The 11,394-nt window shown below is 67.1% G+C and carries 16 protein-coding genes and 2 pseudogenes; 5 read left to right on the top strand and 13 right to left on the bottom strand.

Annotated features, from left to right (window positions below; genetic code table 11):
* Positions 1 to 32: 32 nt before the first annotated feature.
* A complete protein-coding gene (locus JI745_RS21310) occupies positions 33 to 785 on the bottom strand; it encodes a Nif3-like dinuclear metal center hexameric protein (protein ID WP_201811570.1) in 753 nt (250 codons plus the stop codon).
* 21 nt (positions 786 to 806) lie between these two features.
* Between JI745_RS21310 and JI745_RS21305 the strand changes: the two genes are divergently transcribed.
* Positions 807 to 1,979, top strand: a complete 1,173-nt coding sequence (locus JI745_RS21305; RefSeq protein ID WP_201811561.1) for a S1C family serine protease — start codon at positions 807 to 809, stop codon at positions 1,977 to 1,979.
* Between the two features lie 9 nt (positions 1,980 to 1,988).
* Here the strand turns inward: JI745_RS21305 and tatC are convergent, their stop codons facing one another.
* From tatC to JI745_RS21260, 10 genes and pseudogenes are all read right to left on the bottom strand, one after another.
* Positions 1,989 to 2,774: a twin-arginine translocase subunit TatC gene (gene tatC / locus JI745_RS21300; protein ID WP_201811560.1), complete on the bottom strand. Its 786-nt coding sequence runs from the start codon at positions 2,772 to 2,774 to the stop codon at positions 1,989 to 1,991.
* A pseudogene (gene tatB, locus JI745_RS26935) lies at positions 2,771 to 2,923 on the bottom strand (twin-arginine translocase subunit TatB); the annotation flags it as partial. The gene tatC and the pseudogene tatB (JI745_RS26935), both read right to left, overlap by 4 nt.
* A gap of 95 nt (positions 2,924 to 3,018) precedes the next feature.
* Positions 3,019 to 3,247, bottom strand: a pseudogene (gene tatB, locus JI745_RS26930) (Sec-independent protein translocase protein TatB); the annotation flags it as partial.
* A 3-nt stretch (positions 3,248 to 3,250) separates the two neighbouring features.
* The gene (tatA, locus tag JI745_RS21290; RefSeq protein ID WP_201811555.1) at positions 3,251 to 3,496 is read right to left on the bottom strand and encodes a Sec-independent protein translocase subunit TatA; all 246 of its coding nucleotides are present in this window, start codon (positions 3,494 to 3,496) and stop codon (positions 3,251 to 3,253) included.
* Positions 3,497 to 3,551: 55 nt separating this feature from the next.
* Positions 3,552 to 3,902 carry a histidine triad nucleotide-binding protein gene (locus JI745_RS21285; RefSeq protein WP_201811553.1) on the bottom strand — a complete coding sequence of 117 codons (351 nt, stop codon included), beginning with the start codon at positions 3,900 to 3,902 and terminating at the stop codon, positions 3,552 to 3,554.
* 18 nt (positions 3,903 to 3,920) lie between these two features.
* Positions 3,921 to 4,298, bottom strand: coding sequence for a hypothetical protein (locus JI745_RS21280; protein ID WP_201811552.1), 378 nt, complete (start codon positions 4,296 to 4,298; stop codon positions 3,921 to 3,923).
* Positions 4,295 to 4,654, bottom strand: coding sequence for a phosphoribosyl-ATP diphosphatase (locus JI745_RS21275; RefSeq protein WP_201811550.1), 360 nt, complete (start codon positions 4,652 to 4,654; stop codon positions 4,295 to 4,297). The genes JI745_RS21280 and JI745_RS21275 overlap by 4 nt, the downstream gene beginning before the upstream one ends.
* Positions 4,651 to 5,040 carry a phosphoribosyl-AMP cyclohydrolase gene (gene hisI / locus JI745_RS21270; protein WP_201811548.1) on the bottom strand — a complete coding sequence of 130 codons (390 nt, stop codon included), beginning with the start codon at positions 5,038 to 5,040 and terminating at the stop codon, positions 4,651 to 4,653. The genes JI745_RS21275 and hisI overlap by 4 nt, the downstream gene beginning before the upstream one ends.
* A 13-nt stretch (positions 5,041 to 5,053) precedes the next feature.
* Positions 5,054 to 5,500, bottom strand: a complete 447-nt coding sequence (locus JI745_RS21265) for an NUDIX domain-containing protein (RefSeq protein ID WP_201811546.1) — start codon at positions 5,498 to 5,500, stop codon at positions 5,054 to 5,056.
* Positions 5,497 to 6,369: an ATP-binding protein gene (locus JI745_RS21260; RefSeq protein ID WP_201811543.1), complete on the bottom strand. Its 873-nt coding sequence runs from the start codon at positions 6,367 to 6,369 to the stop codon at positions 5,497 to 5,499. Before JI745_RS21260 ends, JI745_RS21265 begins: the two co-directional genes overlap by 4 nt.
* Positions 6,370 to 6,632: 263 nt before the next feature.
* Here JI745_RS21260 and JI745_RS21255 point away from each other — a divergent pair, with 263 nt between their 5' ends.
* The 4 genes from JI745_RS21255 to JI745_RS21240 are packed head-to-tail and all read left to right on the top strand — an operon-like array spanning position 6,633 to position 10,007.
* On the top strand, positions 6,633 to 7,262 hold the full coding sequence (locus tag JI745_RS21255) for a triacylglycerol lipase (RefSeq protein ID WP_201811541.1): 630 nt from the start codon (positions 6,633 to 6,635) through the stop codon (positions 7,260 to 7,262).
* Between the two features lie 50 nt (positions 7,263 to 7,312).
* Entirely contained in the window at positions 7,313 to 8,215 is a 903-nt protein-coding gene (locus JI745_RS21250) for a peptidylprolyl isomerase (protein WP_201811539.1), read from the top strand.
* On the top strand, positions 8,212 to 9,201 hold the full coding sequence (locus JI745_RS21245; protein ID WP_201811537.1) for a lipase secretion chaperone: 990 nt from the start codon (positions 8,212 to 8,214) through the stop codon (positions 9,199 to 9,201). The genes JI745_RS21250 and JI745_RS21245 overlap by 4 nt, the downstream gene beginning before the upstream one ends.
* A 5-nt stretch (positions 9,202 to 9,206) precedes the next feature.
* Positions 9,207 to 10,007: a peptidylprolyl isomerase gene (locus JI745_RS21240; protein ID WP_201811535.1), complete on the top strand. Its 801-nt coding sequence runs from the start codon at positions 9,207 to 9,209 to the stop codon at positions 10,005 to 10,007.
* Positions 10,008 to 10,035: 28 nt separating this feature from the next.
* On the opposite strand, the gene slmA is transcribed toward JI745_RS21240, so the two are convergent.
* Positions 10,036 to 10,686, bottom strand: a complete 651-nt coding sequence (slmA, locus tag JI745_RS21235) for a nucleoid occlusion factor SlmA (protein ID WP_201811533.1) — start codon at positions 10,684 to 10,686, stop codon at positions 10,036 to 10,038.
* 23 nt (positions 10,687 to 10,709) lie between these two features.
* Positions 10,710 to 11,384 carry a pyrimidine 5'-nucleotidase gene (locus JI745_RS21230; protein ID WP_236675079.1) on the bottom strand — a complete coding sequence of 225 codons (675 nt, stop codon included), beginning with the start codon at positions 11,382 to 11,384 and terminating at the stop codon, positions 10,710 to 10,712.
* Positions 11,385 to 11,394 lie beyond the last annotated feature (10 nt).

The raw sequence follows: 11,394 nt of genomic DNA, 5'->3' as shown, positions 1-11,394 counted from the left end.
AGCGGTGCTGAATTCACGTCACACCGCTCACGTCAGGCCGGGTTGTCGATCTCGATGAACTGGTGCTCGAGGCCGAACTTCTCGGCCACGTGCGCCCCGAGCGCCGGCGCGCCGTAGCGCTCGGTCGCATGATGCCCGCAGGCGAAGAACGACACGCCCGTCTCGCGCGCGAGGTGGGCCTGCGGCTCCGAGATCTCGCCGGTGATGTAGGCCTCGGCGCCAGCCGCGATGGCCGATTCGAAGTAGCCCTGTGCGCCCCCGGTGCACCAGGCGATGCGCTGAAGCGTCACACCCGGCCGCCCTTCCACCATCACCGGCTCACGGCCGAGCCGGTAGGTCAGCATGGCTTTCAGCGCCGCGGTGGTGAGCGGCTGAACCGGTGCGCCGATGAAGCCGATGTCCTGCTCGCCGAAGCGGCCATCGGGCACCAGTTTCAGCTTGGCGCCGAGCTGCGCGTTGTTGCCGAGCTCCGGGTGTGCATCCAGTGGCAGGTGGTAGGCGTAGAGGTTGATGCCATGCGCCATCAACAACTCGACCCGCGCCTTCAGCCACCCGGTGAGGCGGCCATCATGGCCACGCCAGAAGAGACCGTGGTGCACGATGACCGCATCGGCCTGCTGCTCGATCGCCGCCTCGATGAAGGCACGGCTCGCGGTCACGCCCGACACGAGCTTCTTCACCTCGGGCTTGCCCTCGACCTGCAGACCGTTCGGCCCATAATCCCGGAACTTCCCCACGTCGAGCAAGGCGCCGAGGTACGTCTCGATGTCAGAGCGTGAGGCCATGAAGATTTCAGGATCGGGTTGATGCGCAGGACGTGGCTCATTTTCTCCCAAGCCGTCACGGTGGCGGTGGCCTTGTGGTTTGTGGTGGCCACCTTGAAGCCGGACTGGATTCGCCGTGACACCGTGTCGGGCCTGCCCGCGGCGGTCTCCATCCTCCAGGCCCCGGCCTTGCCGGCCTCGGCGGTCGGCGCGGGTGGTCTGACGAGCTACGCGGCCGCCGCGAAGCGCGCCACGCCCGCCGTGGTCAGCATCACCGCCAGCAAGACGCCGCAGCGCAACCCGCACACCGAAGACCCCTGGTTCCGCTTCTTCTTCGGCGACCAACCGCAGCGCCAGCGGCAGCAACCGCAGGTGGGCCTGGGCTCGGGGGTGATCGTCTCGGCCGACGGCTACCTGCTGACCAACAACCACGTCATCGAAGGCGCCGACGACATCGAGGTGCAACTCTCCGATGGCCGCCAGGCGCGCGCCACGGTGGTCGGCACCGACCCCGAGACCGACGTGGCCGTGCTCAAGATCTCGCTCGAGAAGCTGCCCGTCATCGCCTTCGGCAGCGTGGAGTCGGCCCAGGTGGGCGACGTGGTGCTCGCGATCGGCAACCCCTTCGGTGTGGGCCAGACGGTCACCTCGGGCATCGTGAGTGCGCTCGGGCGCAACCAGCTCGGCATCAACACCTTCGAGAACTTCATCCAGACCGACGCTGCCATCAACCCCGGCAATTCGGGCGGCGCCTTGGTCGACGCCAACGGCAACCTGCTCGGCATCAACACCGCGATCTACTCGCGCTCGGGCGGCAGCATGGGCATCGGCTTTGCGATCCCTGCGAGCACCGCGCGCCTGGTGATGGAAGGCCTGATCCGCGATGGCCAGGTCACCCGCGGCTGGATTGGCGTGGAGCCGCGCGACCTCACCCCCGAGATCGCCGAGACCTTCAACCTGCCCGTCAAGCAAGGCGTGCTCATCACCGGCGTGCTGCAGAACGGCCCGGCCGCCACAGGCGGTGTGCGCCCAGGCGACGTGGTGGTGAAGGTGGCCGACACGCCCGTGGCCAACACCGTGCAACTGCTGACCGCCGTGGCCGAGCTCAAGCCTCAGACCACCGCAACGCTGGCCGTGCAACGCGGCGAACGCACGCTGGAACTCAAGGTGGTGGTGGCACAGCGGCCCCGCTCCGGGCCGCCGCGCGAGCGCTGAAGGGCGCGGTCAGCCGGAGGTCTTTTCTTCTGCGGCGCCGGTCTTCTTGAGGAAGAGCACCGACGCCCAGATGCCCACCTCGTACAGCAGGCACATCGGAATGGCCAGCGCGAGCTGCGAGACCACGTCGGGCGGCGTGATCACCGCGGCGATGATGAACGACAGCACGATGAAGTAGCTGCGGAAGCTCTTGAGCTTGTCGATGCTCACCAGGCCCACTTTCACCAGCAGGATGACGACGATGGGCACCTGGAAAGCCAGGCCGAAAGCAAGGTAGAGCCCCAGCAGCGTCTCGACGTAGGACGCGATGTCGGGCGTCGCCGCCACGGTCTCGGGCGTGAACTGCTGGATGAAGCCGAACATGCGGTCGAGCACGAAGAACTGCACGAACGCGATGCCCGAATAGGCCAGCAGGCTGCCGAAGATGATCAGCGGCAGGGCAAAACGCTTCTCGTGGCTGTAAAGCCCTGGCGCGATGAACGCCCACGCCTGGTAGAAGAGCCACGGCAGCGCGAGCAGCACCGCCGCCATCATCAGCACCTTCAGCGGGATGAAGAACGGCGAGAACACGCCCGTCGCGATGAGCTGCTTGGTGCCAGGCGGCATGTGGTTGCGGATCGGGATGGCCAGCCAGTCGATCAGCTGGCTCGCGCCGGGCCAGATCGCCAGCAGGATGACCGCGATGACGAGCCCGTAGAGCGCCTTGATCAGGCGGTCCCGGAGCTCGACCAGGTGGGCGACGAAAGGCTGTTCGGTGCCGGCGAGTTCGTCGGGCTTTTCTTCTGCTGTACTCATGCCGACGAACCGCTGCGGGGCGGGCGGAAACGCGCCACGCGCGCCGCACCCGACTGGGCCTTGGCGCGGATGCCGGTGCGCTGCTTGTACCAGAGGGGCATGGCGCTGCGCTTGACGCGCCACTTCTTGCGGGGATGCTTGTAGACCGGCGGTGCGTCGTGCATGCCCCCGGTGAACGGCGCCGGCTCGGCATCGGTCCACGCGTTCTCGAGCGCGGCGGTCGCCTGGTGGACCTCGCTCGTCACCGTGTTCTCCACGTTGCGTGCGGCGTCCTCGAACTGGCCCTTCATCTTCTTGAGTTCTTCCAGTTCGATGGAACGGTTGACCTCCGCCTTCACGTCGGCCACGTAGCGCTGCGCCTTGCCCAGCAGGTGACCCACCGTGCGGGCGACACGCGGCAGCTTCTCGGGGCCGATGACGATGAGCGCCACCGCGCCGATCAGCGCGAGTTTGTCGAAGCCGAAATCAATCAAGGATCAGGACTTGGTCTTGGCGTCGACGTCGACGGTGTTGGGGTCTTGCGCCTTGTTGACGGTGACCTGCTGCGGGTTGGCGGGAGCGGCGGCATTCGCGTCGCCGCTGGCCCCATCCTTCATGCCGTCCTTGAAGCCCTTGACGGCGCCGCCGAGGTCGCTGCCGAGGTTCTTCAGTTTCTTGGTCCCGAAGATCAGCACCACGATCACCAGCACGACAACCCAATGAATCCAGCTCAAACCACCCATGATCTATCTCCTGAAAGGGAATCGGTAAGTTTAGGTGACGCCTGCGCGCCAGGGTTCAACCCTTGGCCCAGGGCCGCGGCCCGCCCATCGCATGAAGATGCAAATGCGGCACTTCTTGGCGCCCGTCGGGGCCGTTGTTGACCATCACCCGGAAGCCCCCGGTCACGCCCAGCTGTTTCATCAGCACCGGCGCCAGCGCCAGCATGCGGCCGAGCATCGCCTGGTGTTTTTCGGGCGTCGTGTCGTAGAGCGACTCGATGTGCTCCTTGGGAATGACCAGCACGTGCTGCGGCGCCCACGGCGCAATGTCGTGGAAGGCCAGCAGCTCCTCGTCTTCGTAGGCCTTGCGGCTCGGGATCTGCCCGGCGACGATCTTGCAGAAGATGCAGTTGGGGTCGTGTGACATGGCGTGGAGGTGTCCGGTTCAGGCCGGCATGGCCGCGTTGTTGTTGAGATTCACCCAGCCGCGCACCACGCGGTAGAGGAACCAGATCGAGACCGCCGCCCAGGCGATCCAGCCGGGGACGACAAAGAGCAGCCACAGCGGCGCGGTGACGAGGTACAGGCCACCGGCCCACAGCACGCTGCGGATGCGCCAGCGGAAGTGCGATTCCTGCCAGGACCCCATGGCGTCGTCTTTCTTCACGAGGTCCAGCACGAAGGCGACCACCAGCAGGAGCACGCCGGCCTGCACGCCGGGCAGCACCGCGCCCACCGCCACGATGGTGTGCAGCGCATAGCTGATGTGCCCCACCGTCTTGAGGCTGCGTTCCTTCTGGCTCACGTCGATCACGTCGTTCATGTCTTGTCCACCTCGCGCTGCTGGGCCTTGCGCGCCGCGAATTCCTCCAGCCCCGACAGGCCTTCGCGCCGCTCCAGCTCGGCCAGCACATCAGCAGGTTTCAGGCCAAAGGCTGCCAGCGCGAGCATCGAATGGAACCAGAGGTCGGCCACCTCGTAGACGATCTTCTGGGTGTCGCCATCCTTGGCGGCCATCACCGTCTCGGTGGCTTCTTCTCCGATCTTCTTCAGGATCGCATCGTTCCCCTTGTGAAAGAGGCGGGCGACGTAGCTCTTGTCGGGGTCGCCGCCGCGACGCGACTCGATGACCTCGGCCAAGCGGGCCAGGGTGTCGTTGCTCGTGGGCTTGGCGCTCATTTGTAGATGCTTTCCGGGTCTTTAAGCACGGGGTCGACCGCCGTCCACTGGCCATCATCCAGCTTCTGGAAGAAGCAGCTGTGACGGCCGGTGTGGCAGGCGATGCCGGGCTCATGGCCGAGTTGCGTGACCTTCAGCAGCAGCACGTCGTTGTCGCAGTCGAGGCGGATCTCGTGCACCTTCTGGATGTGGCCCGATTCCTCGCCCTTGTGCCACAGGCGCTTGCGCGAGCGGCTCCAGTAGACGGCCTCGCCCCGCCTGACGGTCTCGTTCACCGCCTCGCGGTTCATGAAGGCGAACATCAGCACGTCCTGCGTGGTGGCTTCCTGGGCGATGACCGGCACCAGTCCGTGCTCATCCCACTTGATGGCGTCAAGAAAATCCATGCAGGCAGTTTACCTAGCGAGGTTTGACAGGCTCGTGGGTGGCACCGCTGAAACCACGCTCCTGGGCGAACCATTCCAGCACCGGCACCGTGCCCGGCAGCACCGGCTTCACGGCCACCGGCAGCGTCTGCCACGCCATGCTCTGGCGCTCGCGCATCTCGAACTCGCCCCGCCACGCGTAGACCTTGCAGAAATGCAGGCGCACGCGGGCGTGTTCGTAGTCGACGATCTCCACCTTCCACGGGTGCGCCTCGCCGATGGTGATGCCCAGCTCCTCGTGCAGCTCGCGCCGCAGCGCCTGCTCGACGGTTTCGCCGGCCTCCAGCTTGCCGCCCGGGAATTCCCAGTAGCCGGCGTAGACCTTGCCCTCCGGCCGGGAGGTGAGCAGGAAGTTGCCCTGCGGATCGACGAGCACCCCCACCGCCACGTCAACCGGCGTCCGCTCCGCAGCGGCGCTCATGCGGCGTGCCTTCCGGCGTAGTCCTGCGCGAACTGGTAGGCCACGCGGCCCGATCGGGAGCCACGTTCGAGCGCCCAGACCAGGCTTTCCTGGCGGGCGGCCTTGACCGCCTCCTCCGACACACCGTGGTGGCGCAGCCATTGGCCGACGACCGCGAGGTATTCGTCCTGCGTGAAGGGATAAAAACTCACCCACAGCCCGAACCGCTCGCTCAGCGAGATCTTCTCTTCCACCACCTCGCCCGGGTGCACTTCGCCGGCTTCGGTGTGCTGGTAGCTGAGGTTCTCCTTCATGTACTCGGGCAGCAGGTGGCGCCGGTTGCTGGTGGCGTAGATCAGCACGTTGTCAGACGCCTGCGACACCGAGCCATCGAGGATGGACTTCAGCGCCTTGTAGCCCGGCTCGCCCTCGTCGAAGCTCAGGTCGTCGCAGAACACGATGAAGCGCTCGGGCCGGGCCGCCACGAGGTCGACGATGTCGGGCAAGTCCACCAGATCGGCCTTGTCGACCTCGATCAGCCGCAAACCCTGCCCCGAAAACTCGTTGAGGCAAGCCTTCACTAGCGAGCTTTTCCCTGTACCACGGGCCCCGGTGAGCAAGACATTGTTCGCTGCACGGCGATTCACAAATTGCTCGGTATTGCGCAAGAGGCGCTCTTTCTGGGGCGCCACCTCCACCAGCGAACCGAGCCGGATCGTGGCCACATGGCGCACCGGCTCGAGCACCGCCCGGCCGTTGCGCCGACGGTAGCGGAAGGCAGTCGACGCCGACCAGTCCGGGTCATGCAAACCCTGTGGCAATGCGGCTTCCAGCCGATCCATGAGCTGTTCGGCGCGGGTGATGAGGTGTTGCAACGAGTCGGTCAACATAGCAAGTCAGTCAAAACGGAACGGGAAAACCGGCACCCACCTGGACGACGTTGCCCGTTGCGGGTTTTCGAGAACTGGGAAAACGAGACACATCCAAAAATAAACGCACGTCCACAATTAGACCGCCTCTTGGTTGTTTGCCTCGGGTGGAGCGTTCGCAAAAGGCCCACGGCGTGAGCACCTCTGGCAACGAGTGGCAAACCGGAAGCGGGCGGACGCGCCTGCTTCCGGCTTCTTCCAACCATTGCAGGAGACTCATCCCCATGAAACGCACCGCCATTCTCGCGAGTGTCGCACTCGCTTCAGCCCTCGCCTGCGGCCAAGCCGCCGCCCAGACCGAGCCCATCGTGTTCGTGCATGGCTACAGCGGAAGCTCGAGCAACTTCTCGACCATGATCGGCCGCTTCACCGCCAGCGGCTACCCGTCCAACAAGCTCTACGGCTTCAACTACAACTCGCTCATCAGCTCCGACACGGCCAGCGGCGCCCAGCTTGCAAGCTACGTGAGCACCGTGCGCGCGCGCCACGGTGGCGAACGGGTGAGCATCGTCGCCCACTCCAACGGCGGCCTGGTGTCGCGTGCCTTCCGCGTCTTCAACGGCGGCTCCTCGGTCATGCGCCGCTTCGTCACGCTCGGCACGCCGCACTCGGGCACCACCTGGGCCTATGCCTGCGTGAGCCCGGCCTGCTTCGACATGCGCCCCGCCTCGCTGTTCCTGATCAGCCTGGCCGGTCGGGGCTGCGACCGCTCGCTGTGGTCGTCTGTCGACGGGATCATCCTGCCCGCGGGCAGCGCCCGTTGCGGCAGCAGCACGCAGGTCGCGAGCGTCGACCACCTGTCCCTGCTGACCAACAGCAGCGTCTACAGCAGCGTGCGCGCCGCCCTGCGCTAAGCCGACACGCCGGGTTGCTTGGTGCACCCGGCACACCCAAACCTCTCCCCATGCCCCTGACGCCGACCCGCCCCTCTGCTGGTCACCCGGCGCCCCTGCTTCGCCTGGCGCTCGCGGCCGCGCTGTGCGGCCTGTTCGGCGCGTGCGAGCGCACCGCTCCCACCGAGGCCAAGGCGCCGGCGCGCGAGGCCGTCGCCCTGCTCGACGGCGAGCCGCTCAGCCGCGACCTGATCGACGAGATCGCCCGCCAGCAGCGTGGCAGCCTGAACCCCTACGACGCGCCCGTCGCAACGGCGCATGCCGCCTCGGCCCCACCCGATCCGCCAGAGCATCGACAGCGCCTCCTCGACGAGCTGGTCGAGATCGAGTTGCTCGCTCGCAAGGCGCGCGAGCGCGGCATCGACCAGCAGCCCGAGGTGCAGGCCGCGAGCGAGCTGCAGACCAAGACCCTCCTCGCGCAGGCGATGGTGCGTGAGCAGATCGCCTCGATCGAAGTCACCGATGCCGAGCTCGCCGCCGCGTATGAAGAGCGCGTGCCGCCGCACCTGTTCAAGATCGCCCACATCGTGGTGCCCGATGCAGACACAGGCCAGGCGCTTCTGCAGCAGCTGGCCCAAGGCCGCCCCTTTGCCGAGCTGGCGCAGCGCCATTCGCTCGACGCCGACACGCGCAAGAAAGGCGGCAGGATCGGCTCGTTGATGTACGACCAGATGCCGCCGGCGATCGCCGCCGCGGTGCGCCACCTCAAGCCCGGCCAGCATGCACCGCAGCCGGTGCAGACCGAGCATGGCTGGCACGTGGTCCAGCTGCAGGGCCTCGAGCCGCTGCTGGAGCGCCCCACGCTGCAGACCGCGCGGGTGTGGCTGCACCCGCAGATCGTGCATGCGAAGGTCCAGGCGCAACAGCAGCAATGGCGACGCGAGGCCCAAGTCCAGCTCGCGCCCTCGCCATGAGCACACTCGGCATCCGACTCTCGGTGGCCGCCGCGGTGGTGGGGGCCTGTGTGGGGCTGTGGCTCGTGATGTCTGGCGGCAATGACGGCGAGGCCGATGCCACTGGACCGCAGGGTACGTTGGCCACCGGCGGTGCACACCAAGGCGCTGCGCCACCTGCACGCTTCGCCGCCAGTGCGCCCGCTTCGTTCGAGGACGCAGCGCGGCTGCTGGAGCTGGGCGTCGCGGGTGACCTGACCCTCGACATGCACACGCGAAGCGCTCTGGACATCCTGCTCGCCTCGCTCGGCCCCGAGCCGACTGCCGCCGACCTGCAGCGGCTGGAAGACCAGCTGCGCCGCTCCATGCCCGGCGAAGCCGCCACGCAGGCCATGGCCCTGGTGCGCCGCTACGACAGCTACCACCGTGCCGCCAGCGTGGAGGCGGCGACGCAACAGGCGCCCACCACGCCGGAAGAACTCAAGGCCTTGCTCGACAAGACCGCAGCGCTGCGCCGCCAGCATTTCGACGACAACACCGCCCGGGCGCTGTTCGGCGCGGACGAAGAACAGACCCGGCTCGACCTGGCGATGAACGCGATCCAGGCCGACCCCAAGCTCTCGCCGCAGGAAAAGGCCGCCCAGATCAGCGCGCTGCGCGAGCGGGTACCGCGAGACCTGCCCGGGCTGCAAGCGCCGGTCTCTGCCGCCCAGGCCGAGATGGACACCCAGGTCGCCGCGCTGCGCCAGCAGGGCGCGTCGCCCGCCCAGATCGAGCAGGTGCGCCGGCGCTACCTCGGCGACGAGGGCGCGCAGTCCCTCGCCGAAACTGAAGCACAGGCGGCGCAGTGGGAATCGCGCTACCGAGCCTACGCCGAGCAGAAGAAGGCCATCGTCGCCGCCGCGCCCGCCGACATGACGGCCCAGCTCGAAGCCGCGCTGCGCCAGCACTTCAAGGAAGAAGAGCTGGCCGCTGCGCGGGCCTATGACCGCACCCGCAACCCGTGACCCCGATGAACACGACCCTCGCCCTGTGCCTGTGCGCAAGCGCACTGGCCCTCGCCCTGCCCCAGCCTTCGCGCGCTGCGGAGCCTGCGCTACCGCCAGGCGCCGTCGCGCTGGTGAACGGCCAGCCCGTGTCGCGCGCCCTGCTCGACGAGCTGGCCCGCGCACGCAACGCGCGCAGTCCGCAGGACCGGGCCCGCCTGCTCGACGACCTGGTCAACGCCGAGATCGCCAGCCAGCGCGCCCAGGCCTCTGGCGTGGCGGCGCGGCCGCAGGTGCGCGCCGAAGTCGAGCTCGCCCGCAAGACGCTGCTCGGCCAGCAGCTGCTGCGCCGGATGGTGGCCGAGATGCAGATCGACGACAGCACCCTGCAGGCCCGCTACCGGCAGCTGCAGCCCGAGCTGCAGATCGACAGCGACCACATCCTGGTGAAAGACGAAACGGAAGCGCGTCACCTGATCGCCCAGTTGCAGCGTGGCGCCAAGTTCGCCAGCCTCGCCCGCAAGCACTCGATCGACGTCGAGACCCGCGACCGGGGCGGCGCACTCGGCGCCTTGCCGGCCACCGAGCTGGCCGCGCCTTACGCGAAGGCGGCGCAGGCGCTCCAGCCGGGCCAGGTCGCGAAGGAGCCGGTGAACACCGAATTCGGCTGGCACGTGATCCGGCTCAACGCGCAGCGCACCATCGAGAAGCAGCCTTTCGAGGCACTGAAGGCTGCGCTGCACACGGAGATTGCCACCGAGCGGCTGCAGGCACAGCTCACGCAGTGGAAGAAGGAAGCCAAGCTGACGGTGCTCAAGGCACCGTGAGGCACGGCGGGCGCCGTGCCCGAGCCGATCAGCTACGCACGAGCAGCGCCAGCGCGCCGTCGAGGTGCTCGGTCGGCATGCGCTTGAAGCCCGAGCGGGCATAACGCTGCAGGCGGCCAACGGCAAAGCCGGTCAGCACCGAGGCTTGCGCCTGGGCATCGACGGTCGGCGTCTGCGAGCCGACCGATTCGGCTGCGAGGCGCAGGCTCTGGCGCAACTGCGACTCGATGCGGTCGAAGAACTGGTTCATGCGTGACACGAGGCGCTCGTTCTCGAACACCAGCGCATCGCCCACCATCACGCGGGTCATGCCGGGGTTCTTTTCGCCAAACTGCAGCAGCACCGACAGGATCTTCTGCGCCTGCACCTGGCCGCTCGTCTCGCGTTCGCTGATCTGGTTGACGAGGGTGAAGACGCTCTGCTCGATGAACTCGATCAGGCCTTCGAACATCTGTGCCTTGCTCGCGAAGTGGCGGTAGAGCGCGGCTTCCGAGACCTCGAGCTTGGCGGCCAGTGCAGCCGTCGTGATGCGCTCGGCGCCCGGTTGCTCGAGCATGGTGGCCAGCGTGTGCAGGATCTGAACGCGGCGTTCACCAGGCTTCGGTCGCTTGCGACCGGGTTCGGCCACAGCCGTCGGGGATGGCGCGTTCGCTTCTTCAGGCAGGGTGGCGTCGGTCATCTCTTCGTTCGAACCTTGTTTGGTCACAAGGCAAGCAGGGTCTTGAGCGAACGAATTCTTGCATAGACATAGGAGGGAACAGGGCATGGGTGAACACCAACTTCCATGCGGTTGTTCACACTCTTCCTCGCCGCATGAAGGTAGCGACGCATCCAGATCCCCTTCATGCCGATGCCATGCGCCGCCTTCTGGTGCTGCAGCGTGTCCTCCACCAAAACGCAGCGGCTGGGCGGCACTTTCAGTTGCGCTGCAACATGGCGCAGCATCCGCGCGTCGGGCTTCGGCCGCAGGTGGCCGAACATCTGCATCTCGTCGATGGTGATCACGCCGTCGAAGAAATCGATGAGCTTGAGCGCGTTCAGCACGCGCAGCGCGTAGGCCCGCGGGGCGTTGGTGAGGATGTATTTGCGGCCGGGCAGACGCTTGAGCACCGCGCGGTCGTGGGCGCTCATGCGCAGCTGCGCTTCGAGGCCGGGGAGCTGGTGCGTCTCTTCGAGAAAGTGGCTCGCCTTCACGCCGTGGTGGCGGATGAGGCCGAGGAGCGTCGCGCCATAACGCCGCCAGTACTGGGCGCGCAAGGCGGAGGCTTCGTCGAGAGTGAGATCGAGGTACTTCGCGACGTAGTCGGTCATCGCCCGGTTGATGCCGAGCATCGACGCGTGGCTCGCGTCGTGCAAGGTGTCGTCGAGATCGAACAACCAGACGCGC

It is taken from the genome of Piscinibacter sp. HJYY11 (assembly GCF_016735515.1).
GTDB lineage: Bacteria > Pseudomonadota > Gammaproteobacteria > Burkholderiales > Burkholderiaceae_C > Rhizobacter.
This window is presented reverse-complemented; position numbering and strand designations above follow the sequence as displayed.